Here is a 23,728-nt window from a genome sequence, read left to right as displayed (position 1 = left end):
GCCGCAGGTCACGGCCATGCGTGGTCAGTTGTGGCTGTGCAGGACCTCGTTCAGCCCGCCCCACACCGCGTTGTTCGGGCGGGCCTCCACCGTGCCGGTGACCGAGTTGCGGCGGAAGAGGATGTTCGAGGCGCCCGAGAGTTCGCGGGCCTTGACGACCTGGCCGTCGGGCATGGTGACGCGGGTGCCCGCGGTGACGTAGAGACCGGCCTCGACCACGCACTCGTCGCCCAGCGCGATGCCGACGCCCGCCTCGGCGCCGACCAGGCAGCGCTCGCCGATGACGATGCGGACGTTGCCGCCGCCGGAGAGGGTGCCCATGGTGGAGGCGCCGCCGCCGATGTCGGAGCCGTCGCCGACGACGACGCCCGCGGAGATACGGCCCTCGACCATCGAGGTGCCCAGCGTGCCGGCGTTGAAGTTGACGAAGCCCTCGTGCATGACCGTGGTGCCCGCGGAGAGGTGCGCGCCGAGGCGGACCCGGTCGGCGTCGGCGATGCGGACGCCCTTGGGGACGACGTAGTCCGTCATGCGGGGGAACTTGTCGATCGAGGTGACCTGGAGGTGCAGGCCCTCGGCACGGGCGTTGAGCCGCACCTTCTCGATGTCGTCGACGGCGACCGGGCCGAGCGAGGTCCAGGCCACGTTGGCGAGGAAGGCGAACTGACCCTCCAGGCTGAGGCCGTGCGGCTTGACCAGGCGGTGGGAGAGCAGGTGCAGGCGCAGGTAGACGTCGTGCGTGTCGACGGGCTTGTCGTCCAGCGAGGAGATGACCGTGCGGACCGCGACCACCTCGACGCCGCGGCGGGCGTCCGGACCGACCGCGGCGGTGGCGCCGCCGCCCAGGAGTTCGGCGGCCCGTTCGGCGGTGAGGCGCTCGGTGCCGGAGGGACCGGGCTCCGCGGCGAGTTCGGGGGCCGGGAACCAGGTGTCGAGGACGGTGCCGTCGGCGGCGATCGTGGCGAGGCCGGCGGCCACGGCGCCGGTGGTGCGGGGAGCAGTCGTGTCGGTCATGAGGGCAACCTAACCGGCCGCCGCCGGTGGAAGCGAGCCGGGACCGCGCCCGTCTCGGGTGCCGGGCGCCGGCAGCAGCCGGGCCAGCACCTCGCGCGCGTACTCCTCGTCGTACGGCGTGTCGGTGAGCAGGACCTGGAGGCAGATGCCGTCGAGGACGGCGACCAGGGCGCGGGCCGTCACCGGGTCCGTGCGGGCGGCGAGCAGGGCGCCCACGCCCTCGGCCCACTCTGCGGCCACGGGACGCAGGGCGGGGCGGCGCAGGGCGGCGAGGTACAGCTCGTACTCCAGCTCCACGCCGGTGCGGTCGCCGCCGATCCATTCGCCCAGGACGCGGGCGAGTTCGGCCGGCAGGTCGCCCTCGGGGTCGGACAGGGCGGGGTGGGCGGCGAGGACCCGGGCGAAGCCCTCGTTGGCCTGGCGCAGGGCGGCGACCATGAGGTCGTCCAGGGTGGCGAAGTGGTACGTCGTGGAGCCGAGCGGGACGTCCGCCTCGGCGGCGACGGTTCGGTGGCTGAGGCCGGCGATGCCCTTCTGACCGACGACCCGGATCGCGGCGTCGATGATGCGCTGGCGGCGCTCCGGATCGTGGCGTCGCGGCATCAGTGTGCCCCGCCCAGATTGAGGACGACGACACCCACGATGATCAGCGCGATCCCGGCGGCCTTGGTGAGCGTCATCCCCTCGCCCATGAAGGCCACGCCGATGGTGGCGATGGCGGCCGTGCCCACTCCGGCCCAGATCGCGTACGCCGTGCCGACGGCGAGGATCTTCAGGGTCTGGGCGAGGAGCGCGAAGGAGAGGACGTACGCGAGCGCCGTCAGCAGGGACGGCACCAGCCTGCTGAACCCCTCGCTGTACTTCATGGCGGTGGTGCCGGCGACCTCGGCGGCGATGGCTCCGGCCAGGAGCAGGTATCCCATGTGTACGAGCGTACATAACGACGGACGCCGGACGGGTGCGAACACGAGAAACGGCGGCACCCGGAGGTGCCGCCGTTCTCCGCAGCAGTGCTGCCGGTGTGGCTCAGACGTTGAACCCGAGCGCGCGCAACTGCTCGCGCCCGTCGTCGGTGATCTTGTCCGGGCCCCACGGCGGCATCCAGACCCAGTTGATGCGCAGCTCGTTGACGAGGCCGTCCGTGGCGGACTTGGCCTGGTCCTCGATCACGTCGGTCAGCGGACAGGCCGCCGACGTCAGGGTCATGTCGACGGTGGCGATGTTCGCGTCGTCGACGTGGATGCCGTAGATCAGGCCGAGGTTGACCACGTCGATGCCCAGCTCGGGGTCCACGACGTCCATCAGGGCCTCGCGGAGTTCCTCCTCCGAGGCCGGCTTCATTTCCACGGTCTCGCTCATGCCGTCGTCTCCTTCTCGGCGTCGGCGCCGTCCAGCGCCTTGGCCGTCGCGTCCTTCCAGGCCATCCAGCTCAGCAGGGCGCACTTGACCCGGGCCGGGTACTTCGAGACCCCGGCGAACGCGACCGCGTCCTCCAGGACCTCCTCCATGGCGTCGTCCGGCTCGACCTTGCCCTTGGACTGCATCAGCTCCAGGAAGGTCTCCTGGATCCGCTGCGCCTGGGCCAGGTCCTTGCCGACCAGCAGGTCGTTCAGCACGGAGGCGCTGGCCTGGCTGATGGAGCAGCCCTGGCCCTCGTAGCTGACGTCGCTGATCGTCGTGCCGTCGTACTTCACGCGGAGCGTGATCTCGTCCCCGCAGGTGGGGTTGACGTGGTGGACCTCGGCGTCGCCATCCCGCAAGCCCCGCCCGTGCGGGTTCTTGTAGTGGTCCAGGATGACTTCCTGGTACATGGAGTCCAGCTTCATGCTCTTCGCTCGTCCCGTCAGCCGAAGAAGTTCCGTACGTGCTCCAGGCCGTCGACCAGTGCGTCGATCTCGGCCGGCGTGGAGTACAGATAGAACGACGCTCGCGTGGTCGCAGGAATTCCGTAGCGCAGGCAGACGGGGCGGGCGCAGTGGTGGCCGACCCGGACCGCGATGCCCTGCTCGTCGAGGACCTGCCCCACGTCGTGGGGGTGGATGTCCCCCAGCGTGAAGGAGATCGCCGCGCCGCGCTCCTCGGCCGTGGTGGGGCCGATGATGCGCAGGTCCGGGACCTCCAGCAGGCGCTTGACGGCGTACTCGGTCAGCGCGTGCTCGTGGGCGAGGATCTTGTCCATGCCGATCGAGTTCAGGTAGTCGATCGCCGCCCCGAGGCCGACCGCGCCCGCGATGGGGGGCGTGCCCGCCTCGAACTTGTGCGGGGCCGGGGCGTAGGTCGAGGAGTGCATCGAGACGGTCTCGATCATCTCGCCGCCGCCGAGGAACGGCGGGAGGTCCTCCAGCAGCTCCTGGCGGCCCCACAGCACGCCGATGCCGGTCGGGCCGCACATCTTGTGGCCGGTGAAGGCCACGAAGTCGGCCTGGAGGGCCTGCACGTCCAGCGGCATGTGCGGCGCGGCCTGGGAGGCGTCGACGCACACGAGCGCGCCGACCTCCTGGGCGCGGCGCACGATCGCCTCGACCGGGTTGTGGGTGCCCAGGATGTTGGAGACCAGCACGAAGGAGACGATCTTCGTCTTCTCGGTGATGACCTCGTCGATGTTGGACAGGTCCAGGCGGCCGTCGTCGGTGAGGCCGAACCAGCGGAGCTTCGCACCGGTGCGCTGCGCGAGCAACTGCCACGGCACGATGTTGGAGTGGTGCTCCATCTCCGTGATCACGATCTCGGTGTCGTGGTCCACGCGGTAGGGGTCGTCGGCCCAGCCCAGCATGTTCGCGACGAGGTTGAGGGACTCCGAGGCGTTCTTGGTGAAGATCACCTCGTTGCGCGAGGGCGCGTTGATGAACTCCGCGACCTTGTCACGCGCGCCCTCGTACAGCGCCGTGGCCTCCTCGGCGAGGACGTGCACGCCACGGTGGACGTTGGCGTTGTGCTGCTCGTAGTACTCGTCGAGCACGTCGATGACCTGGCGCGGGGTCTGCGAGGTCGCGGCGTTGTCGAGGTAGACGAGCTTCTTGCCGTCGTGGACCTGGCGGTCCAGGATCGGGAAGTCCTTGCGGATCGCCTCGGTGTCGAGGAGGCCCGGCAGCTGTGTCACTCGGATGCGCCGCCCTTCGTGTATGCCTCGTAGCCCTCGGCCTCCAGCTTGTCGGCCAGCTCGGCGCCGCCGGACTCGGCGATGCGCCCGTTGGCGAAGACGTGCACGTGGTCGGGCTTGATGTAGCGCAGGATGCGCGTGTAGTGCGTGATCAGCAGGGTGCCGACCTCACCGGTCTCGCGGACGCGGTTGACGCCCTCGGAGACGATGCGCAGGGCGTCGACGTCCAGGCCGGAGTCGGTCTCGTCGAGGATGGCGACCTTCGGCTTGAGCAGCTCGAGCTGGAGGATCTCGTGGCGCTTCTTCTCACCGCCGGAGAAGCCCTCGTTCACGTTGCGCTCGGCGAAGGAGGGGTCCATGTTGAGGCGCTCCATGGCCTCCTTGACCTCCTTGACCCAGTGCCGCAGCTTGGGGGCCTCGCCGCGGACGGCGGTGGCGGAGGTGCGCAGGAAGTTGGAGACGGAGACGCCGGGGACCTCGACCGGGTACTGCATGGCGAGGAAGAGGCCGGCGCGGGCGCGCTCGTCGACGGACATCTCCAGGACGTCCTCGCCGTCGAGGGTGACGGTGCCGCCGGTGATCGTGTACTTGGGGTGACCCGCCAGGGAGTAGGCGAGGGTCGACTTGCCGGAGCCGTTGGGGCCCATGATGGCGTGCGTCTCGCCCTGCTTCACGGTGAGGTCGACGCCCTTGAGGATCTCCTTCGTGGCGTTGTCGGCCTCGACGGTGACGTGCAGGTCTCGGATTTCAAGCGTTGCCATGGGTGCCTCAGGACTCCTGGGTGAGGGAGACGAGCACGTCGTCCCCTTCGATCTTTACGGGGTATACGGGGACGGGGCGCGTCGCCGGAAGACTGTCGGGCTTGCCGGAGCGGAGGTCGAAGCGCGAGCCGTGCAGCCAGCACTCGATGTGGCAGTCGTCGACCTCGCCCTCGGCCAGCGAGACGTTCGCGTGCGAGCAGATGTCGTGGATCGCGAAGACCTCGCCCTCGGTCCGCACGACGGAGATCGGCGTGCCGTCGAGTTCCACCCGCTTCGGGGTGTCCTCCTCCAGCTCGTCCGCTCCACAGACGCGTACGAAGGTCATGCGACCGACGCCTCCAGCTCCTCTTCGATCTTGGCGAGGAGGCGCTCCTCGATGTCGCTGACGCCGATCTGCTGGACCAGCTCGGCGAAGAAGCCGCGGACCACCAGGCGGCGGGCGTCGATCTCGGGGATGCCGCGCGCCATCAGGTAGAAGAGCTGCTCGTCGTCGAAGCGGCCGGTGGCGGAGGCGTGGCCGGCGCCGACGATCTCGCCGGTCTCGATCTCCAGGTTCGGCACGGAGTCGACCCGGGCGCCGTCGGTGAGGACGAGGTTGCGGTTCATCTCGTAGGTGTCGGTGCCCTCGGCCGCGGCCTCGATGAGCACGTCGCCGATCCAGACCGCGTGCGCGTCGTCGCCCTGGAGCGCGCCCTTGTAGACGACGTTGGACTTGCAGTGCGGGACGTTGTGGTCGACCAGGAGGCGGTGCTCCTGGTGCTGGCCGGCGTCGGTGAAGTACAGACCGAACAGCTCGGCCTCGCCGCCGGGGCCGGCGTAGGCCACGCGCGGGTGGAGGCGGACCAGGTCGCCGCCGAAGGTGACGACGAAGGACTTGAAGGTGGCGTCGCGGCCGACCAGCGCGTTGTGCTGGCCGACGTGGACGGCCTTGTCGTCCCAGTCCTGGACGGAGACGACGGTCAGCTTGGCGCCGTCGCCCAGGACGTAGTCGACGTTGGCGGCGAGCACGGCGTCGCCGGTGTGGTCGATGACGACCACGGCCTCGGCGAAGGCGCCCAGCTCGACGACCTGGTGGGCGTAGGCGGTGCCGCCCGCGCCGTGCACGGCGATGCGGATCGGCTCGGTGAGGACCGTCTCCTTGGGGACGGTGATCACACCCGCCTTCTCGAACGCCGAGTAGGCCTGGGCGGCGACCCGGTCCACGGGGGTGCCGGCCCGGCCGATGCGCGCGTCGTCGCGGCCGACGGTCTCGACGACTACGCCCTCGGGCGCGTCGACGTCGACCTTCACGCCGTCACCGGTGGCGACGGCGGTGCCGTCGTGCAGCCCGCGCAGCCGCTCCAGCGGGGTGAACCGCCACTCCTCCTCGCGGCCGTGGGGGACCGGGAAGTCCGCCACGTCGAAGGACGCGGGTGCGCTCATGCGCGTGGCGACGGTCGACTCGGCGGCCACCGCGATCTGGCCCGCGGTGGTGGACCCCACGGGGATGTTCTGAGCCTCAGCCATGGCTGTCGGTCTGCTCTCTTCCTACGTTCCTGGATCTGGTGACTGCTGCGGGGCGGGGGTCAGCCGACCGCGCCCTCCATCTGCAGCTCGATCAGCCGGTTGAGCTCGAGGGCGTACTCCATGGGCAGCTCCTTGGCGATCGGCTCGACGAAGCCGCGCACGATCATCGCCATCGCCTCGAACTCGGTCAGACCGCGGCTCATCAGGTAGAAGAGCTGGTCCTCGGAGACCTTGGAGACCGTCGCCTCGTGGCCCATGGACACGTCGTCCTCGCGGACGTCCACGTAGGGGTACGTGTCGGAGCGGGAGATGGTGTCGACGAGCAGCGCGTCGCACAGCACGTTCGACTTGGAGCCGTGGGCGCCCTCGCCGATCTCGACGAGACCGCGGTAGGAGGTGCGGCCGCCGCCGCGCGCCACGGACTTGGAGACGATGTTGGAGGAGGTGTTCGGCGCCATGTGGACCATCTTGGAACCGGCGTCCTGGTGCTGGCCCTCGCCCGCGAAGGCGATGGACAGGGTCTCGCCCTTGGCGTGCTCGCCCATCAGGTAGACGGCCGGGTACTTCATCGTCACCTTGGAGCCGATGTTGCCGTCGATCCACTCCATGGTCGCGCCCTCGTACGCCACGGCGCGCTTGGTGACCAGGTTGTAGACGTTGTTCGACCAGTTCTGGATGGTCGTGTAGCGGCAGCGGGCGTTCTTCTTGACGATGATCTCGACGACCGCGGAGTGCAGCGAGTCCGACTTGTAGATCGGCGCGGTGCAGCCCTCGACGTAGTGCACGTAGGCGCCCTCGTCGACGATGATCAGGGTCCGCTCGAACTGGCCCATGTTCTCCGTGTTGATGCGGAAGTAGGCCTGGAGCGGGATCTCGACGTGCACGCCCGGCGGCACGTAGATGAAGGAGCCGCCGGACCACACGGCGCTGTTCAGCGAGGCGAACTTGTTGTCGCCGACGGGGATGACGGTGCCGAAGTACTCCTTGAAGAGCTCCGGGTGCTCCTTCAGGGCCGTGTCGGTGTCGAGGAAGATGACGCCCTGCTCCTCCAGGTCCTCACGGATCTGGTGGTAGACGACCTCCGACTCGTACTGGGCCGCGACACCGGCGACGAGGCGCTGCTTCTCCGCCTCCGGGATGCCGAGCTTGTCGTACGTGTTCTTGATGTCCTCGGGCAGGTCCTCCCAGGACTCCGCCTGCTTCTCCGTGGAGCGCACGAAGTACTTGATGTTGTCGAAGTCGATCCCCGACAGGTCCGAGCCCCAGTTCGGCATGGGCTTCTTCTCGAAGAGGCGCAGGCCCTTGAGGCGGAGCTTGGTCATCCACTCCGGCTCGTTCTTCTTCGCGGAGATGTCCCGGACGACGTCCTCGTCGATGCCGCGCCTGGCAGAGGCGCCGGCCGTGTCGGAGTCGGCCCAGCCGTACTCGTACTTGCCCAGGCCCTCGAGCTCAGGGTGAGCAGTCTCCGTGGGGAGAGTCATGCGGGGTTCCTCCCGGCCGTGCTTGCAGATGCGTGAGCGGTGTTCTCGGTCGCGCGCGCCGCGGGTGGCGCGTGCGAAGTCTTCGGAATGAACGTGGTGCAGACGCCGTCGCCGTGCGCGATGGTCGCGAGCCGCTGTACATGCGTACCGAGCAGCTCGGCGAAAAATTCCGTCTCCGCCTCGCACAGCTGCGGAAACTGCTCCGCGACGTGCGCGACCGGGCAGTGGTGCTGGCACAGCTGCTCGCCCTGCTGGGGGTGGGGCGCGCTCCGCGCGGTAGCAGCGTACCCGTCCTCGGTCAGGGCCTTGGCCAGCGCTTCCGTCCGCTTGTCGGCGGGAACGGACTCGACGGCCTCGCGGTACGCGCCGGACTGCGCGGCGATCCGGGCGCGGGCGAAGGCGGCGATCGCCTGCTCCCCGCCCTGCCGCTCGGCGATCCAGCGCAGGGCGTCGGCGGCCAGCTTGTCGTACGACTGGTCGAAGGCGTCCCGGCCGCAGGCGGTGAGCGCGAAGACCTTGGCGGGCCGCCCGCGCGTGCGCGCGCCGTAGACCCGCTGCTCGCGGGCCTCGACCACGTCGTCGGCGACCAGGGCGTCCAGGTGGCGCCGGACGGCGGCCTGGGTCAGGCCCAGGCGTCCGGCGAGTTCGGCGACGGTCGACGGGCCGTGGTCCAGGATGGAGCGCGCGACGCGGTTGCGGGTGGACCGCTCACCGGTCGCGAGTTCCTCCTGCGGAGCCTCACCGACGTTTTTCACAACGCCATTGTTGCGTAATTCCGTCGGGGCGGGCAAGCCGCGTCCGGATCACCGGACGGTGCCCTGCGTCACTTAGGCATACCTAACGTGACCTGCGGAAACGATCTCCGATCGATCATCCGCGGGGCAATTCACTGGCGCCCGCCCCCACCGTCCGGAACACTCCCCCGCATGTCCACACCCCCTCCGACCGGCCCACTCGTCACCCGCGGCACGCTCGCCGCCGGGCTGCGCGACCTGGGGGTGCGCACCGGCGACACGCTCCTCGCGCACTCCTCCCTCAGCTCGCTCGGCTGGGTCTGCGGCGGCCCCGTCGCGGTCGTCCAGGCGCTCCTCGACGTCCTCGGTCCGGACGGCACCCTGGTGGTCCCGACCCAGACCGGCGACCTCTCCGACCCGGCCCTGTGGACCAGTCCGCCGGTGCCCGAGGAATGGTGGGAGACCGTCCGCGCGGCGACGCCACCGTACGACCCGCTGATCACGCCCTCGCGCGGGGTGGGGGTGGTCCCGGAGACGGTGCGCACCTGGCCCGGCGCCCGGCGCAGCGCCCATCCGCAGACCTCCTTCGCCGCCCTCGGCGCCCGCGCCGACGAGGTGGTCGCCCGCCACGCGACGGACTGCCGGCTGGGCGAGCGCAGTCCGCTGGCCGTGCTGGAGCGGCTGGAGGCCCGGGTCCTGCTGCTCGGCGCCGGGTACGAGGCGTGCACCGCCTTCCACCTCGCCGAGTACCGGATCCCCGCCCCGCTGGTGGAGGTGGGGCGCCCCGGACCGGCGGGCTGGGAGCGGGTGACCGAGGTGTCGATCACCTCGGAGCGCTTCGGTGAACTGGGCCACGACTTCGAACGGGACCGGCCCGTCGCGCGCGGCAGGGTCGGCGCGGCCGACGCACGTCTGTTCCCGCTGCCGGACGCGGTCGCCTACGCCGAGCGGTGGCTGCCCGTCCACCGCCCCCGCGAGTGAGCCCCGTCCCCGGTGCGGGCGGGTTTTCCACACCCCCGCGCCCGCCCGGCCGCCCGTCTCCCTAAACTCGTGACCCATGCGAAGCGAGCCCGTCCTCCAGGTCCAGGCCCTGGTGAAGCGGTACGGCACGAAGACCGCGGTGAACGGCCTCGACCTGGTGGCCCGCACGGGCGTCACCGCGGTGCTCGGCCCCAACGGGGCGGGCAAGACCACCACCGTCGAGACCTGCGAGGGATACCGCAGACCGGACTCCGGCACGGTGCGCGTGCTCGGCCTGGACCCGGTGGGCCAGGGCGCGGAGCTGCGCCCGCGGATCGGCGTGATGCTCCAGTCCGGCGGCGTCTACTCCGGCGCCCGCGCGGAGGAGATGCTGCGCCACGTGGCGAAGCTGCACGCCCACCCGCTGGACGTCGACGCGCTGATCGAGCGGCTCGGCCTCGGCTCGTGCGGCCGCACCGCGTACCGCAGGCTCTCGGGCGGGCAGCAGCAGCGGCTCGCCCTCGCGATGGCCGTGGTGGGCCGCCCGGAGCTGGTCTTCCTCGACGAGCCGACCGCCGGCCTCGACCCGCAGGCCCGCCGCGCCACCTGGGACCTCGTCCGGGACCTGCGCGGCGACGGCGTCTCGGTGATCCTCACCACGCACCACATGGACGAGGCCGAGCAACTGGCCGACGACGTCGCCATCGTCGACGCCGGCCGGGTCGTCGCCCAGGGCTCCCCGGAGGAGCTCTGCCGCGGCGGCGCCGAGAACACCCTGCGGTTCACGGGCCGTCCGGGCCTGGACCTCGCGTCCCTGCTCAAGGCGCTGCCCCCGGCCTCCTCGGCCGCCGAGCCGACCCCGGGTTCCTACCGGGTGAACGGCAGCGTCGACCCGCAACTGCTGGCGACGGTGACCTCCTGGTGCGCCCAGCACGGGGTGATGCCCGACCGGATCTCGGTGGAGCGGCACACACTGGAGGACGTCTTTCTGGAGCTGACGGGCAAGGAGCTGCGCGGGTGACCACGACCACAGGGACGCCGGGCGACACGGGGACGCCCGGGACCACGGGCGCGTACACGCCCAGGCCCGGCGCCGCGCCGCTCGGGCGGATGATCGCGGCGCAGGCCGTGCTCGAGACCAGGATGCTGCTGCGCAACGGCGAGCAACTGCTGCTGACGGTGGTCATCCCGACGCTGCTGCTCGTGCTGTTCAGCTCCGTGGACATCATCGACACCGGGGCCGGCAAGGCGGTCGACTTCCTCGCCCCCGGCGTCCTCGCGCTCGCGGTGATGTCGACGGCGTTCACCGGGCAGGCCATCGCCACCGGCTTCGAGCGCCGGTACGGGGTGCTGAAGCGGCTGGCCGCCTCTCCCCTGCCGCGCTGGGCCCTGATGACGGCGAAGACCGCGTCGGTCCTGGTCACCGAGGTGCTGCAGATCGTGCTCCTCACCGTGATCGCCTTCGCGCTGGGCTGGTCGCCGCACGGCAACCCGGCGGCCGTGCTGCTCCTCCTGGTCCTCGGCACCGCCGCCTTCTCCGGGCTGGGCCTGCTGATGGCGGGCACGCTGAAGGCGGAGGCCACGCTCGCCGCCGCCAACCTGGTCTTCCTGCTGCTCCTGGTGGGCGGCGGGGTGATCGTGCCGCTGGACAGGTTCCCGGACGCGGCGCAGAGCGTGCTGGGGCTGCTGCCGATCTCCGCCCTGTCGGACGGGCTGCGCGACGTGCTCCAGCACGGCGCCTCGATGCCCTGGGGCGACCTGGGCATCCTCGCCGTGTGGTCGGTCGTGGGACTCGCGGCCGCCGGGAAGTTCTTCCGCTGGGAGTAGGAACACATGCGGACCCGGGCTTCAGGACGACCCTCGTGAAAGCGTGCACAAGCGGACCCCTACGATGGACGGCGTGCCAAACGTGACCCGCGCCGACGCCGCAGCCGCCGTGCGCAACCCGCTCGCCTTCATCGCCGCGCGCTGGACCCCGCACCCCAGGACGGTCCAGCGGGCGGCCTTCGCCGCGCTCGCCATGGCGGTCGTCATCGTCGTCACCGGCGGTGCCGTACGCCTCACCGGTTCGGGCCTCGGCTGCCCGACCTGGCCCAAGTGCACCGACGACTCGCTCACCACCACGAGCGAGATGGGCTTCCACGGCGTCATCGAGTTCGGCAACCGCATGCTGACCTACGTGCTGTGCGCCGCCGTCGGCTGGGCGATCATCGCCGCCCGGTCGCAGAAGCCGTACCGGCGCGGCCTGACGCTGCTGGGCTGGGCGCAGTTCTGGATCGTGATGGGCAACGCCGTCCTCGGCGGCATCGTGGTCCTGGTCGGCCTCAACCCCTACACCGTCGCGGCCCACTTCCTGCTCTCCACGGCCCTGATCGCGGTGGCGACCGTGATGTGGCAGCGCACGCGGGAGGGCGACGGGGCGCCCCGCCCCCTGGTCGGCGCCGCGGTCCAGCAGCTCACGTGGGTCCTGATCGCCGTCTCGGTCCTGCTGATCGCGGCCGGCACCGTGGTCACCGGCGCGGGACCGCACGCGGGTGACTCCAGTGACGTACCGCGCATGCCGGTGGACTGGGAGATGATCAGCAAGGCCCACGCCGTCCTGGCATGGATCGTGGTGACGCTGACCTTCGCCCTGTGGTTCGTGCTGAAGGCGGTCGACGCGCCCAAGGGCCCGCTGGCCCGCACCCGGGACCTGTTCCTGGTGCTGCTGGCGCAGGGTGCCATCGGCTACGTCCAGTACTTCACCGACCTGCCCGAGGTGCTGGTCGGCCTGCACATGTTCGGCTCGTGCGTGATGTGGATCGCGGTGCTGCGCGTGCTGCTGTCGCTGCGCGAGCGGCCCGGGGAGACGGTCTCCGGGCTGCCCGCTCAGGAGTACGACGCCACCAGCGTGTCGATGGCCGGGCCCAGGTAGCTCCGGGTCAGCTCGGCGCGGCGGGCGGTCCACTCCGCCGTGGCCTCGGGCCGCGGGCCGTTCCCGTACCGCCGGTCGGTGACGTCCTCGACGACCTCGCCGGGGGCGCCGAGTGCGGGCAGCTCGTCCAGGGCCTCCCGTTTGGTGATCAGGCGGCCCTCGCGCAGCGTGACGGTGGCGCGGGCGAAGGTGAGCAGGCCCAGGTCGACCCAGACGTCCTGCCGCCACAGGTGCGGCCTGCGCACGTGCGGCCGCCAGAAGTCCCGCTGGTCGCGGACGACGAACCCGGAGAGTTCGGCGTCCGGCACCGGCGGCAGCAGCCGGTGCGGCGGCTCGCCGTGCAGGACGCGGCCGAAGCTGTGGAGTTCACGCCGGGTGACCGGGGTGACCGTCCGCCTGAAGAACTGCCGGTGGGCCCAGGTCAGATGCCGCCGGGCCGGGGCGGCGACCGCGTCCGGGGACAGGTAGGTGCAGTGCAGCAGTCCGGCCAGGGGTTCCTCGCGCAGCCGGGCGTGCAGCAGGCCCAGCCGCCAGACCGTGCGGGCCGTCGCCGGCCGGGGCAGGACCGCGACGAGGTCGAGGTCGCTGCGGCCCTCCTGGTAGTCACCGGCGCCCAGTGAGCCGTGCGCCCACAAGGCGACGGGGCCGAGGGGCGCGAGGCCCGTGAGGAAGCGGTCGAGCAAGGCGTCGGTCGTCATGCCCCCAGTCTCGACGGCCTACTCCAGCCCGTACACCCGCCCCGCGTTCCCCGAGGCGATCATCCCCGCGACCCGCTCGGCGTCCCCCGCGGACCACGCCCCCTCGGCCACCCAGGCACCCAGCACCTGCCCGAGGGCCTCGCGGAACAGCCGGGCGGCGACGACGTGCAGCTCGGGCAGTCCCTGGGCGCCGCTGGAGAAGAGGATCTTGCCGAAGGGGGCCAGCTCCAGGATCTCGGCGAGGACGGTGGCCGCGCGGGCCCCGGTGCGCACCAGGGCCGCGCCGGAGTCGGCGTACACGTGCGGGAAGACGCCGGCCAGGTGGGCGGCGTGACGGTGGTACGGGTAGCCGTGCAGCAGGACCAGGTCGGTGCCGAGACCGGCGGTGGCCCGCACGAAGTCGGTGAGCAGGACCGGGTCGGTGCGGTCGATGCGCAGGCCCGGCTCGCCCAGGCCCGCGTGCAGTTGCAGCGGCAGGCCGGAGGCGACGGCGATCCACAGCAGGTGGCGCAGCAGCACCGGGTCGCTCAGTTCCCCGCCGACCTCCCGCCCGGTCAGCCAGCGGGCGGCGGCCCCGCGCACCTCGCCGGCGCCGGGCGGCTCGGGGGCCAGGGCGAGACCGTGCCGCACCCCGGCGACGGAGGTGAAGGCGACCGCGTCGGCGGCGGCGCCGTGCACGGCCTCGGCGAGGTTGGCGAGGAAGGACTCGACGGTGCCGGAGGTGTCGGCGACCTGCTCGGCGAGCAGTTCCAGGCGTACGACCTCGCGCGCGTCGGCGTCGGCGGCCGTGGCCATCTCGGTGGGGCCGGTGAGGTCGCCGGGCAGTCCGGCGTCGACCAGGTAGGTGGTGATGCCGCTGCCGCGCAGCAGCCGGCGGTCGGCCTCCATGACGCCCAGCTCGCGGCGCCGGGCCAGGTAGCGGGCGGGCAGTGCGGTTCCAGGCCGAGCAGGGGCGGGCACCAGCGGCGTACCGCGAAGCCGGTCTGGGTGTCGAAGAGGGTGGTCCCCGGGGCGGGCGGGCCCTCGGTACGGGCGAGCTGGGCCTCGAACGTGCCGAGGCCCAGCTCCGTTCTCAGGACGCCGTGGCAGTACTGGTCCACCAGGGACGGCGTTTCGATCATCCGGGCTCCCCGTGCTGGGACCGTGTGCCGGCGCGGCGCGTGCGCCTCTCGGCCCGCGCGCCCCGCGGCTTCCTACGCTCCTAACGGGTGAACCCGGTCTCAGGTGTTGCTCGGGCCGCCGACCTGGATGCCCGCCATGCGCGACCACTCGTAGCGGCCCGTGGTGACCTTGGCCGCGAACTCGCCGTCGAAGTCCTCGTGGACCGTGACCCCGGACTGCTCCACGGCCTTCAGGGCCCGCTCGTGGGTGCGCGCCACCAGGTCGCCCCAGGCGCCGTCCTCACCGACGAGCACGATCCGCGCGCCGCGCTCGCCGAGGTGTGCCACCTGGGCCTCGGCGCCGCCGTGGGCCTTGGCGAAGGACGCGATCCGCCCGGCCGTCCGCTTCACCTCGTACGCGTCCCACCGCTCGGCCCAGCGGCGCCCGGCGCCGGCCTGCTCCGTGTCCACCTGCTGCGTGTCTGCCATGACCAGGATGCTACCGACGGGTAGATCGAACGGCGACGGGCGGGGTGCGTGGCCTTGACCACGCGCCCCGCCCGTCGGACGGCTCCACCAGGGGGTGCTCAGCGCAGGAAGGGGTCCACCGCGATCGCCAGGAACAGCACCGAGACGTAGGTGATGGACCAGTGGAACAGCCGCATCTCCTTGAGCTTGGCGCCCGTGACCTCGGCCTTGGCGCGGTTCTGCAGCCCGTGCGCCTCCCACAGCCACATGCCGCCGGCCGCCACGGCGACGACCGTGTAGAACCAGCCGGTGTACCCGAGCGGCGTCAGCAGCAGCGACACGGCGACCATCACCCAGCTGTAGATGACGATCTGCCGGGCGACGACCTTGTTGGAGGCGATCACCGGGAGCATCGGCACACCGACGCGCGCGTAGTCCTCCTTGACCTTCATGGACAGCGGCCAGTAGTGCGGCGGCGTCCAGAAGAACATCACCGCGAAGAGGATGACCGGCGCCCAGGACATCGAGTTGGTCACGGCCGACCAGCCGATGAGCACCGGCAGACAGCCCGCGATGCCGCCCCAGACGATGTTCTGGGAGGTGCGGCGCTTGAGGATCATCGTGTAGACGACGACGTAGAAGAGGAGCGCGCCGAGCGACAGCCAGGCCGACAGCCAGTTGACGGTGAACCCGAACAGCAGCGTCGAGACGACCGCCAGGGCGATGCCGAAGACGAGGCATTCGACCGGACTGACCATGCCGGTCACCAGCGGGCGCTGCGAGGTCCGGTCCATCAACGCGTCGATGTCCCGGTCGATGTACATGTTCAGCGCATTGGCGCCGCCGGCCGACAGATAGCCGCCGACGCAGGTCAGCAGCACCAGCTTCAGATCGGGAACACCCTGCTCGGCGAGGAACATCACCGGCACGGTGGTGATCAGCAATAGCTCGATGATCCGCGGCTTGGTCAGCGCCACGAACGCCTTGACACGGGCCCCGAACGGCCGGTGACTCGGGCCCCGGCTCGTCCCGATATCTCCCGCAGGACGGGATTCAACGGCCGTCACGCACACCCCTGACAGAGACATCCCAGCAAGCCCGACCGTGTGAAATGGCGGTAAAGGCTCGCGCGTACCACGCCACTTTAGACGTTGCCCGTACCTCGGCCTTCGCGGGGGTGGGCTCGTGTTGGCACCGGTGCTCCGACGTGCGTGCGGAGAGTCGATTGAGCAGTCAGATGAGCGGCTGCGTATTCACTTGCCGAATGCGGTTTCACCCAGTCGGCAGGCGGATCGGGAAGAGTCCCGGCAGTCTGGTTTCCAGCGGAAAAGCGCACGTACTCGCAGGGGTAGGCTCGGCCATGGCCGGCCGACTCACGGACGCGCCGGCAGCCGGTGCACCCGTGTACCGGCAACCGACATGTGGAGAGGAGCCCTGACTCAGGGTGAGCACCAAGCCGACCACCACAGACCTCGAGTGGACCGAACTGGACCAGCGGGCCGTGGACACCGCCCGCGTCCTGGCCGCCGATGCCGTACAGAAGGTTGGCAACGGCCATCCGGGTACGGCGATGAGCCTGGCGCCCGCCGCCTACACCCTCTTCCAGAAGGTGATGCGGCACGACCCCGCCGACGCGAACTGGGTCGGACGGGACCGTTTCGTGCTGTCCGCCGGCCACTCGTCCCTGACCCTGTACACCCAGCTCTACCTGGCCGGCTTCGGCCTGGAGCTGGCGGACCTGGAGTCCTTCCGCACCTGGGGCTCCAAGACCCCGGGCCACCCGGAGTACGGCCACACCACCGGCGTGGAGACCACGACCGGCCCGCTGGGCCAGGGTGTCGCCAACGCGGTGGGCATGGCGATGGCGGCCCGCTACGAGCGCGGCCTGTTCGACCCGGAGGCTCCCGAGGGCGAGTCCCCGTTCGACCACTTCGTCTACTGCGTCGCCGGTGACGGCTGCCTCCAGGAGGGCATCTCCGCCGAGGCGTCCTCGACGGCCGGCCACCAGAAGCTCGGCAACCTGATCCTGCTGTGGGACGACAACCACATCTCCATCGAGGGCGACACCGAGACCGCCGTCTCCGAGGACACCTGCAAGCGGTACGAGGCCTACGGCTGGCACGTGCAGCGCGTCGCCCCGAAGGCGGACGGCGACCTGGACCCCCAGGCGATCCACGACGCGATCGCGGCGGCCAAGGAGGTCACCGACCGGCCGTCGTTCATCGCCATGCGCTCGATCATCGCCTGGCCCGCCCCGAACGCGCAGAACACCGAGGCCGCGCACGGCTCGGCGCTCGGCGACGACGAGGTCGCCGCGACCAAGCGGGTCCTCGGCTTCGACCCGGAGAAGACCTTCGAGGTCTCCGACGAGGTCCTCGCGCACACCCGCAAGGCCCTGGAGAAGGGGCAGGCGGCCCGCGCGGTGTGGGAGAAGTCCTTCCAGCAGTGGCGGGACAACAACCCGGAGCGCGCCGCCGTGTACGACCGCGTCGCCAAGGGTGAGCTGCCCCGGGGCTGGGAGGAGAAGATCCCGGTCTTCGAGGCGGGCAAGGGCCTGGCGACCCGTGCCGCGTCCGGCAAGGTGCTGCAGGCGCTCGGCGCGGTGGTCCCGGAGCTGTGGGGCGGCTCGGCCGACCTGGCCGGCTCGAACAACACGACGATCGACAAGACGTCGTCCTTCCTCCCGGTGGGCAACCCGCTGCCGGAGGCCGACCCTTACGGCCGCACCATCCACTTCGGCATCCGCGAGCACGCGATGGCCGCGGAGATGAACGGCATCGCGCTGCACGGCAGCACCCGTGTCTACGGCGGCACGTTCCTGGTCTTCTCCGACTACATGCGCAACGCGGTGCGGCTGTCCGCGCTGATGCACCTGCCGGTGACGTACGTGTGGACGCACGACTCCATCGGTCTGGGCGAGGACGGCCCGACCCACCAGCCGGTCGAGCACCTGGCCTCGCTGCGCGCCATCCCCGGCCTGAACGTGGTCCGCCCGGCCGACGCCAACGAGACGGCGATCGCCTGGCGCGAGATCATGCGCCGCTGGACGAAGGAGTTCGGCAAGGGCCGGCCGCACGGTCTGGCGCTGACCCGCCAGGGCGTGCCGACCTACGAGCCCAACGAGGACGCGGCCAGGGGCGGCTACGTGCTGTTCGAGGCCGAGGGCGGCGAGCCGCAGGTGGTCCTCATCGCCACCGGCTCCGAGGTGCACGTGGCCGCCGGGGCGCGCGAGCAGCTCCAGGCCGACGGTGTGCCGACCCGCGTGGTGTCCATGCCGTCCGTCGAGTGGTTCGAGGAGCAGGACCAGGGGTACCGGGACAGCGTCCTGCCCCCGTCCGTGAAGGCCCGGGTCGCGGTCGAGGCCGGGATCGGACTGACCTGGCACAAGTACGTGGGGGACGCCGGCCGCATCGTCTCCCTGGAGCACTTCGGTGCCTCCGCGGACGCCAAGGTGCTCTTCCAGGAATTCGGCTTCACCGCCGAGAACGTGGCTTCCGCGGCGCGGGAATCCCTGGCCGCCGCCCGGCGCTGACGCTCGTATACGACACGTAGGAGATGCATTTTCCATGACAGACGCACTCAAGCGCCTCTCCGATGAAGGCGTGGCGATCTGGCTGGACGACCTGTCGCGCAAGCGGATCACGTCCGGCAACCTCGCCGAGCTGATCGACCAGCAGCACGTCGTGGGCGTCACCACCAACCCGTCGATCTTCCAGAAGGCGATCTCGCAGGGCGACGGCTACGACACGCAGCTCACCGACCTCGCCGCCCGCGAGGTGACGGTCGAAGAGGCCATCCGCATGATCACCACGGCGGACGTCCGGGACGCCGCCGACATCCTGCGCCCGGTGTTCGACAACACCGGCGGCAAGGACGGCCGGGTCTCCATCGAGGTCGACCCGCGCCTGGCCCACAACACCCGCGCGACGGTCGCCGAGGCCAAGCAGCTCGCCTGGCTGGTGGACCGGCCCAACACGCTGATCAAGATTCCGGCGACCGAGGCCGGCATCCCGGCGATCGCCGAGACCATCGGCCTGGGCATCAGCGTCAACGTCACGCTGATCTTCTCGCTGGAGCGCTACCGCAAGGTCATGGACGCCTTCCTGACCGGCCTGGAGAAGGCCAAGGAGCGGGGCCTGGACCTCTCCCAGATCCACTCGGTGGCGTCCTTCTTCGTGTCCCGCGTGGACACCGAGATCGACAAGCGGATCGACGCGCTCGGCACCGACGAGGCCAAGGCCCTGCGCGGCAAGGCCGCCGTCGCCAACGCCCGCCTGGCCTACCAGGCGTACGAGGAGGTCTTCGGCACCGACCGCTGGGCCGCCCTGGAGAAGGCGGGCGCCAACAAGCAGCGTCCGCTGTGGGCGTCGACCGGTGTGAAGGACAAGGCGTACAGCGACACCATGTACGTCACCGACCTGGTCGCGCCGAACACGGTCAACACCATGCCGGAGGCCACGCTGCTGGCCACCGAGGACCACGGCGAGATCAAGGGCGACGCCGTCGCCGGGACCTACGAGCAGGCCCGCGCCGACCTCGACGCGGTCGAGAAGCTGGGCATCTCCTACGACGAGGTGGTCCAGCTCCTGGAGAAGGAGGGCGTCGAGAAGTTCGAGGACTCCTGGAACGACCTGCTGAAGTCCACGGAGGCGGAGCTCAAGCGCCTCGCTCCGTCGAAGGGCTGACCATTGTCGAGCAGCAATCCGCTGCGTGACCCCGCAGACCGACGGCTCCCGCGCATCGCGGGGCCGTCGGGTCTGGTCATTTTCGGCGTCACCGGCGATCTGTCCCGCAAGAAGCTCATGCCCGCCGTGTACGACCTCGCCAACCGGGGTCTGCTGCCGCCGGGCTTCTCGCTCGTCGGGTTCGCCCGCCGCGACTGGGAGCACGAGGACTTCGCCCAGGTCGTGCACGACGCCGTCAAGGAGCACTCCCGCACCCCGTTCCGCGAGGAGGTCTGGCAGCAGCTCATCCAGGGGATGCGCTTCGTCCAGGGCACCTTCGACGACGACGAGGCGTTCGAGCGGCTGCGCGGCACCATCGAGGAGCTGGACAAGGCGCAGGGCACGGGCGGCAACTTCGCCTTCTACCTCTCGGTGCCGCCGAAGTCCTTCCCGGTGGTCATCCAGCAGCTCAAGAAGCACGGATCTGGAACCGGTCCTACGTCGACCACGTGCAGATCACGATGGCCGAGGACATCGGCATCGGCGGCCGGGCCGGCTACTACGACGGCATCGGCGCGGCACGCGACGTCATCCAGAACCACCTGCTCCAACTGCTCGCGCTGACCGCCATGGAGGAGCCCGCCTCCTTCGACGCGGACGCGCTGGCAGCCGAGAAGACCAAGGTGCTCGGCGCGGTCCGGCTCCCCAAGGACCTGGGCCGGGACACCGTGCGCGGCCAGTACGCGGCCGGCTGGCAGGGCGGCGCCCAGGCCGTCGGCTACCTCGAAGAGGACGGCATCGACCCCAAGTCGAAGACCGACACCTACGCCGCGATCAAGGTCGGCATCGACAACCGCCGCTGGGCGGGCGTCCCCTTCTACCTGCGCACCGGCAAGCGCCTGGGCCGCCGGGTCACCGAGATCGCGGTGGTCTTCCAGCGGGCCCCGCACTCCCCCTTCGACACGACGGCCACCGAGGAACTCGGCTCGAACGCGATCGTCATCCGCGTCCAGCCCGACGAGGGCGTCACCGTCCGCTTCGGTTCCAAGGTGCCGGGCACGTCGATGGAGATCCGGGACGTGTCGATGGACTTCGCCTACGGCGAGTCCTTCACGGAGTCCAGCCCGGAGGCGTACGAGCGCCTCATCCTCGACGTGCTGCTCGGCGACGCCAACCTCTTCCCGCGCACGGAGGAGGTCGAGCTGTCCTGGAAGATCCTCGACCCGATCGAGGAGTACTGGGACACGCACGGCACCCCGGCCCAGTACCCGGCCGGCACCTGGGGGCCCGCGGAGGCGGACGACATGCTGGAGCGAGACGGACGGAGCTGGCGCCGGCCATGAAGACAGACCTCACGGACACCACGGCCAGCAAGATCAACAAGGCGCTGGTGCTGGGCCGCCGGGCGATCGGCACCCCGGCCGTCGGCATGGTGCTCACGCTGGTCATCGTCACCGACGAGGAGAACGCCTACGACGCGCTGCGGGCCGCGAGCGACGCCGCGCACGAGCACCCCTCGCGCACGCTCGTCGTCATCAAGCGCGTCTCGCGCTCGCCCCGGGACCGCACCAAGTCCCGGCTGGACGCCGAGGTGCGCCTCGGTGCCGACGCGGGCACCGGCGAGACGATCGTGCTGCGGCTGTACGGCGACGTCGTCGACCACGCCCAGTCGGTGGTGCTGCCGCTGCTGCTGCCGGACGCGCCGGTCGTGGTCTGGTGGCCGGTGAACGCGCCGCTGGACCCGGCGCGGGACCCGCTCGGGGCGCTCGCCCAGCGCCGGGTCACCGACACCTACGCCTGCGAGGAGCCGATACGGGAGCTGGTGGCCCGCGCGGACGCCTACGCACCCGGCGACACGGACCTGTCGTGGACCCGCATCACGCCGTGGCGCTCGATGCTGGCGGCGGCCCTTGACCAGGTCGACTGCCAGGTGCAGTCGGTCGAGGTGGAGGGCGAGGAGTTCAACCCGAGCTGCGAGCTGCTCGCGATGTGGCTCGCGGACCGCCTCGACGTGCCGGTGCGGCGCACGGTGTCGGACGGGCCGGGTCTGACCGCGGTCCGCATGGACACCGACTGCGGTCCGGTCGTCCTGGACCGGGCCGACGGTTCGCTGGCGAACCTCTCCATCCAGGGCCAGCCCGGCCGCGCGGTGGCGCTCAAGCGCCGCGAGACGGCCGAGCTGATCGCCGAGGAACTGCGGCGCCTGGACCCGGACGACACGTACGCCTCGGCGCTGCGGTACGGGGTGGACCGGCTGAACGCGCCGGCCAAAGGAGACCCGGCCGGCGAGGACGGCCTCGCGGTCGCCGCTCCCGTCGGGACGGTCGCGAAGGCGCCCGCGAAGGACGCGGCGCGGGAGAAGGCACCGGTGAGGAAGGCGGCGGCGAAATGAGCGACACCCCGCAGCTCGTCGTGCACCGCGACAAGGAGCTGATGGCCGAGGCCGCGGCGGCCCGCCTGATCACGAAGATCGTGGACGCGCAGGCCTCCCGGGGCAGCGCGTCCGTGGTCCTCACCGGCGGCCGCAACGGCAACGGCCTGCTCGCGGCGCTGGCCGCCTCCCCGGCCCGGGACGCGATCGACTGGGGCCGGCTCGACCTGTGGTGGGGCGACGAGCGCTTCCTGCCGGAGGGCGACCCGGAGCGCAACGTCACCCAGGCGCGCGCGGCCCTGCTCGACGCGGTGCCGCTGGACCCGAAGCGGGTGCACGCGATGGCGGCGTCCGACGGCCCTCATGGCTCGGACGTGGAGGCGGCGGCCACCGCCTACGCGCAGGAGCTGGCCAGGGCGTCGGTGCCCGAGAACCACGCCGCGGTGCCGTCCTTCGACGTGCTGCTGCTCGGCGTCGGCCCGGACACCCACGTGGCCTCGCTCTTCCCGGAGCACCCGGGGGTGCGGGAGACCGAGCGCACGGTCATCGGCGTCCACGGCTCCCCCAAGCCGCCGCCCGTCCGCATCTCCCTGACCCTGCCCGCGATCCGCGCCGCCCGTGAGGTGTGGCTGCTGGCGGCGGGCGAGGACAAGGCGAACGCGGTGGCGATGGCCCTGTCCGGCGCGGGCGAGATCCAGGCCCCTGCGGCGGGCGCCCGGGGCCGCGCCCGCACCCTGTGGCTCCTCGACTCGGCGGCGGCGTCCCGGTTGCCCCGGTCGCTGTATCCGCCGGCGTCGGCGTAGCTCCGGCACGGCACGAGAACGCCGGGTTCCGCGTGGGCGGGGCCCGGCGTTCGCGTTGCGCGGCCTCAGGGGGTGCGGGGACCGTGGTGGCCCGGCGCGTACGGCGGCGGGGGCGGCGTGCCGGGGCGGTGCGGTCCGGGGGCATACGGGTTGCCGCCTCCCGCGGGCGGATACACGTACCCGAAAGGGTTGCCCTGCGGCGGTACGTGCGGCAGCCCGGTCGGCGGGAGGTGGCCGGGGAGCGGCGGGCAGGTCGCCGGGTGGACCTTCAGCCGGATCCCGTAGCGCCGCTTGAGCCGCCCCGTCTCCAGCAGGGCGATCACGGTGACGGTCACGGGGGCACCCAGGATGAAGACGATGCCGAGGGTGAGGCTCAGCCCGTGGAGATCGCCCGTGACGAGGTCCGGGAGGGCCATCAGCCAGCTCGTCACCGTGGCGAGCAGCGCCGGCAGGCAGCGGTGCACGGCGGCGGTGCCGAAGAAGTTGCCGGAGACGCGGACGGCGCCCCAGACCACGAAGCCGAGCATCCACAGCATCGCCAGGCCACCGACGATGATCACCAGCGGGTTGCCCGTGGCGTTGATCGTCGTCACCAGCACCGCCAGCGCGGCGACGCAGCCGACGAACAGCAGCAGCAGCTTGAGCGCGTTCAGCAGCGGCACCCGGAGCTGGCGCACGGTGCCGGTGTGCCGCCAGAGGAAGAGCATCACGCCGACCACCAGCGGGGTGATGAACAGCAGGACGACGGAGGCCGTCAGCGCGTTCTCCACCAGCTCGGTCATGTCGAAGCCGCCCTCGAAGAGGGTGTAGACACCGATCGAGGCGACCGCGCCCCCGATGACCCTGATCCGTTTGAGCTGCTCGATCGACGGATCGAGCGACGGCGGGATCCACCTGGGGTGGAACACCGCCGTCGCGACCTGCTTCGGATTGAGCAGGGACCGGGCCGTCAGCCTGCCACCGGTCCAACTGCCGCGCGAACGCGCCACCTTGTTCCCCCGAACGACTCGCTGTGATGATCGCCGGGGGATTCTACGTCACTTCCTGCCGCGCAATTCACGGTAGGCGGCCACGAGCGCGGCCGTGGAGGGGTCGAGGCCGGGTACGTCGGTGCCCTCGGTGAGGGCCGGTTCGACGCGCTTGGCGAGTACCTT

At 71.2% G+C, this 23,728-nt stretch carries 23 protein-coding genes and 2 pseudogenes; 9 read left to right on the top strand and 16 right to left on the bottom strand.

Annotated features, from left to right (window positions below):
• Positions 1-24: 24 nt before the first annotated feature.
• The 11 genes from dapD to IG88_RS0129910 form a co-directional block, all read right to left on the bottom strand.
• The gene (dapD, locus tag IG88_RS0129960; protein ID WP_031047957.1) at positions 25-1,014 is read right to left on the bottom strand and encodes a 2,3,4,5-tetrahydropyridine-2,6-dicarboxylate N-succinyltransferase; all 990 of its coding nucleotides are present in this window, start codon (positions 1,012-1,014) and stop codon (positions 25-27) included.
• Between the two features lie 9 nt (positions 1,015-1,023).
• Positions 1,024-1,617: a TetR/AcrR family transcriptional regulator gene (locus tag IG88_RS0129955; RefSeq protein WP_031047954.1), complete on the bottom strand. Its 594-nt coding sequence runs from the start codon at positions 1,615-1,617 to the stop codon at positions 1,024-1,026.
• On the bottom strand, positions 1,617-1,937 hold the full coding sequence (locus IG88_RS0129950) for a DMT family transporter (protein ID WP_030403777.1): 321 nt from the start codon (positions 1,935-1,937) through the stop codon (positions 1,617-1,619). The genes IG88_RS0129955 and IG88_RS0129950 overlap by 1 nt, the downstream gene beginning before the upstream one ends.
• Positions 1,938-2,040: 103 nt before the next feature.
• Positions 2,041-2,373, bottom strand: coding sequence for a metal-sulfur cluster assembly factor (locus tag IG88_RS0129945; RefSeq protein ID WP_009187969.1), 333 nt, complete (start codon positions 2,371-2,373; stop codon positions 2,041-2,043).
• Positions 2,370-2,840 (bottom strand): Fe-S cluster assembly sulfur transfer protein SufU, encoded by a 471-nt coding sequence (sufU, locus tag IG88_RS0129940; protein WP_031047949.1) that lies wholly within the window; start codon positions 2,838-2,840, stop codon positions 2,370-2,372. The genes IG88_RS0129945 and sufU overlap by 4 nt, the downstream gene beginning before the upstream one ends.
• Before the next feature lie 17 nt (positions 2,841-2,857).
• A complete protein-coding gene (locus IG88_RS0129935; RefSeq protein ID WP_031047946.1) occupies positions 2,858-4,114 on the bottom strand; it encodes a cysteine desulfurase in 1,257 nt (418 codons plus the stop codon).
• Positions 4,111-4,875, bottom strand: a complete 765-nt coding sequence (gene sufC / locus IG88_RS0129930) for a Fe-S cluster assembly ATPase SufC (protein ID WP_030403774.1) — start codon at positions 4,873-4,875, stop codon at positions 4,111-4,113. Before sufC ends, IG88_RS0129935 begins: the two co-directional genes overlap by 4 nt.
• A 7-nt stretch (positions 4,876-4,882) precedes the next feature.
• A complete protein-coding gene (locus IG88_RS0129925) occupies positions 4,883-5,200 on the bottom strand; it encodes a non-heme iron oxygenase ferredoxin subunit (RefSeq protein WP_019329250.1) in 318 nt (105 codons plus the stop codon).
• The gene (sufD, locus tag IG88_RS0129920) at positions 5,197-6,381 is read right to left on the bottom strand and encodes a Fe-S cluster assembly protein SufD (RefSeq protein ID WP_031047940.1); all 1,185 of its coding nucleotides are present in this window, start codon (positions 6,379-6,381) and stop codon (positions 5,197-5,199) included. The genes IG88_RS0129925 and sufD overlap by 4 nt, the downstream gene beginning before the upstream one ends.
• A 59-nt stretch (positions 6,382-6,440) precedes the next feature.
• The gene (gene sufB, locus IG88_RS0129915) at positions 6,441-7,862 is read right to left on the bottom strand and encodes a Fe-S cluster assembly protein SufB (protein ID WP_030403772.1); all 1,422 of its coding nucleotides are present in this window, start codon (positions 7,860-7,862) and stop codon (positions 6,441-6,443) included.
• The gene (locus tag IG88_RS0129910) at positions 7,859-8,617 is read right to left on the bottom strand and encodes a helix-turn-helix transcriptional regulator (RefSeq protein ID WP_031047938.1); all 759 of its coding nucleotides are present in this window, start codon (positions 8,615-8,617) and stop codon (positions 7,859-7,861) included. The genes sufB and IG88_RS0129910 overlap by 4 nt, the downstream gene beginning before the upstream one ends.
• A 171-nt stretch (positions 8,618-8,788) precedes the next feature.
• On the opposite strand from IG88_RS0129910, the gene IG88_RS0129905 reads away from it, so the two are divergent.
• The 4 genes from IG88_RS0129905 to IG88_RS0129890 all read left to right on the top strand — a co-directional run bounded on the left by IG88_RS0129905 (position 8,789) and on the right by IG88_RS0129890 (position 12,470).
• On the top strand, positions 8,789-9,577 hold the full coding sequence (locus tag IG88_RS0129905; protein WP_031047935.1) for an aminoglycoside N(3)-acetyltransferase: 789 nt from the start codon (positions 8,789-8,791) through the stop codon (positions 9,575-9,577).
• Positions 9,578-9,653: 76 nt separating this feature from the next.
• The gene (locus tag IG88_RS0129900) at positions 9,654-10,577 is read left to right on the top strand and encodes an ABC transporter ATP-binding protein (protein WP_031047933.1); all 924 of its coding nucleotides are present in this window, start codon (positions 9,654-9,656) and stop codon (positions 10,575-10,577) included.
• Positions 10,574-11,383, top strand: coding sequence for an ABC transporter permease (locus IG88_RS0129895; RefSeq protein ID WP_031047931.1), 810 nt, complete (start codon positions 10,574-10,576; stop codon positions 11,381-11,383). Before IG88_RS0129900 ends, IG88_RS0129895 begins: the two co-directional genes overlap by 4 nt.
• 64 nt (positions 11,384-11,447) lie before the next feature.
• Complete coding sequence (locus tag IG88_RS0129890) at positions 11,448-12,470, top strand: COX15/CtaA family protein (RefSeq protein ID WP_051852116.1); 1,023 nt, start codon at positions 11,448-11,450, stop codon at positions 12,468-12,470.
• On the opposite strand, the gene IG88_RS0129885 is transcribed toward IG88_RS0129890, so the two are convergent.
• The 4 genes and pseudogenes from IG88_RS0129885 to IG88_RS0129870 all read right to left on the bottom strand — a co-directional run bounded on the left by IG88_RS0129885 (position 12,425) and on the right by IG88_RS0129870 (position 15,809).
• On the bottom strand, positions 12,425-13,168 hold the full coding sequence (locus IG88_RS0129885; protein WP_031047926.1) for a nucleotidyltransferase domain-containing protein: 744 nt from the start codon (positions 13,166-13,168) through the stop codon (positions 12,425-12,427). The genes IG88_RS0129890 and IG88_RS0129885 overlap by 46 nt on opposite strands.
• Before the next feature lie 18 nt (positions 13,169-13,186).
• A pseudogene (locus IG88_RS39215) lies at positions 13,187-14,289 on the bottom strand (amidohydrolase family protein).
• A 99-nt stretch (positions 14,290-14,388) separates the two neighbouring features.
• On the bottom strand, positions 14,389-14,757 hold the full coding sequence (locus tag IG88_RS0129875) for a hypothetical protein (protein WP_031047923.1): 369 nt from the start codon (positions 14,755-14,757) through the stop codon (positions 14,389-14,391).
• A gap of 98 nt (positions 14,758-14,855) precedes the next feature.
• On the bottom strand, positions 14,856-15,809 hold the full coding sequence (locus tag IG88_RS0129870; RefSeq protein WP_078861655.1) for a heme o synthase: 954 nt from the start codon (positions 15,807-15,809) through the stop codon (positions 14,856-14,858).
• 371 nt (positions 15,810-16,180) lie between these two features.
• On the opposite strand from IG88_RS0129870, the gene tkt reads away from it, so the two are divergent.
• The 5 genes and pseudogenes from tkt (at position 16,181) to pgl (ending at position 22,574) form a co-directional block, all read left to right on the top strand.
• Positions 16,181-18,268, top strand: a complete 2,088-nt coding sequence (gene tkt / locus IG88_RS0129865; RefSeq protein WP_031047918.1) for a transketolase — start codon at positions 16,181-16,183, stop codon at positions 18,266-18,268.
• 34 nt (positions 18,269-18,302) lie between these two features.
• Positions 18,303-19,421: a transaldolase gene (gene tal / locus IG88_RS0129860; protein ID WP_031047916.1), complete on the top strand. Its 1,119-nt coding sequence runs from the start codon at positions 18,303-18,305 to the stop codon at positions 19,419-19,421.
• Between the two features lie 3 nt (positions 19,422-19,424).
• Positions 19,425-20,743 (top strand): annotated as a pseudogene (locus IG88_RS39210) (glucose-6-phosphate dehydrogenase).
• Positions 20,740-21,792, top strand: a complete 1,053-nt coding sequence (gene opcA / locus IG88_RS0129850; RefSeq protein ID WP_031047914.1) for a glucose-6-phosphate dehydrogenase assembly protein OpcA — start codon at positions 20,740-20,742, stop codon at positions 21,790-21,792. The pseudogene IG88_RS39210 and the gene opcA overlap by 4 nt, the downstream one beginning before the upstream one ends.
• Entirely contained in the window at positions 21,789-22,574 is a 786-nt protein-coding gene (pgl, locus tag IG88_RS0129845) for a 6-phosphogluconolactonase (protein ID WP_031047911.1), read from the top strand. Before opcA ends, pgl begins: the two co-directional genes overlap by 4 nt.
• A 65-nt stretch (positions 22,575-22,639) precedes the next feature.
• Here the strand turns inward: pgl and IG88_RS0129840 are convergent, their stop codons facing one another.
• Positions 22,640-23,563 (bottom strand): hypothetical protein, encoded by a 924-nt coding sequence (locus IG88_RS0129840; protein WP_031047910.1) that lies wholly within the window; start codon positions 23,561-23,563, stop codon positions 22,640-22,642.
• Positions 23,564-23,728: the final 165 nt, after the last annotated feature.

The sequence above is a fragment of the Streptomyces sp. NRRL F-5650 genome (genome assembly GCF_000721365.1).
Lineage (GTDB): Bacteria > Actinomycetota > Actinomycetes > Streptomycetales > Streptomycetaceae > Streptomyces > Streptomyces ardesiacus.
The sequence above is the reverse complement of the archived record's forward strand: the minus strand, read 5'-3'. Positions and strand labels throughout refer to the sequence as shown.